The following is a 1,207-nucleotide window of genomic DNA, read 5'->3' as shown; positions in this document are numbered from 1 at the left end:
GGCCGGGACGGCGGCGAGCCGGCGCAGTGGCGGCCGCTGTCCGCCGACGAGCCCGGCACCGGCGATCCGGCCCGCGCCGGGCAGGCCGGCGAGGTGCAGGGCGGCCCGGCGCAGCCGTTGCTGCCGGGGCGTTTCGGGCACGAACCAGCGGGCGATCCGGCGGGCGGCGCGCTGTCTGCGGGCCACGACCGGCCGCCACAGCCGTTCGTATCCGGCCAGCGCGTCCTCGATACGGCGGGTACCGGCGAGCTGGTCGGCCAGGACGTAGGCCCCGGCGACCGCCAGGGACGCGCCCTGTGCGGCGACCAGGGACACGGCCTGGCAGGCGTCGCCCACCAGGACGACGCGGCCGCGGCTCCAGGAGCGCAGCACAGCCTGGGCGGCCTGGTCGTAGTAGATCCGCGCGGGTGGTGGGCAGTTGGCCAGCGCACGGGGCACGAGCCAGCCCAGGGAGCCGTACTCATGGTGCAGTGCGGCCCGGGGGTCGTCGGGCAGACGGGGGTCGGTGGCGCGGTGCACGGCGAACGCGGCGACCCTGCCGTCGCGCAGGGCGTACAGGCCCATCTGCCGGCCGAGGGTGTCGGTGAGGCAGAACCGGTCGCCGAGTTCCGCGTGCGTCTGCGGGTCGTCGAAGGTGAACGCGGCCGTGTGGTAGCCGAGGTGACGCACGTACCGTCCTTCGTCGCCGAAGACCAGGGCACGGACGGTGGAGTGGATGCCGTCGGCACCGACGAGCAGATCGGCGTCGAGTGTGCTGCCGTCGGTGAGGGTGACACGGACACCGTAGGGGCTCTGGTCGATCCGGGCCGGGCCGACGCCGAAGCGCAGGCCCACGGCGAAGGACAGCCTCTCCCGCAGCACGAGTTCGAGGTCCGGCCGCATGATGCTCAGCAGGCGTCCGCCCAGGGGGCGGGCGAACGCGTCGTACCGCAGCCGGGCACGGGGCTCTCCGTGGTCGTCGAGGAAGGCCGCCTCGGAGACGGGGTAGCGGAGTTCCTCCAGCCAGGGAAGCATGCCCATGGCCTCGGCGGCGTCGTAGCCCGGTCCGAAGAAGTCGACCAGGTGTCCCTCGGGCCGGGGGCCGGAAGCCTTCTCCAGGACGACGACCTCCCAGCCGAGCATGTTGTGCAGCCGCCCGGCCAGCGCCAGCCCGGCGATCCCGGCCCCGCAGATCACTGCCCTCATCGGCGCATCGCCTCCTCCACTC

At 74.3% G+C, this 1,207-nt stretch carries 1 protein-coding gene; it reads right to left on the bottom strand.

From position 1 onward, the window contains the following. The coding region (locus LQ326_RS47215) for an FAD-dependent monooxygenase (RefSeq protein WP_234545384.1) at positions 1–1,185 on the bottom strand (1,185 nt) is incomplete at its 3' end. Positions 1,186–1,207: the final 22 nt, after the last annotated feature.

The sequence above is a fragment of the Streptomyces shenzhenensis genome, from assembly GCF_021462265.1.
In the GTDB taxonomy this organism is placed as follows: Bacteria; Actinomycetota; Actinomycetes; order Streptomycetales; family Streptomycetaceae; genus Streptomyces; species Streptomyces shenzhenensis.
This window is presented reverse-complemented; position numbering and strand designations above follow the sequence as displayed.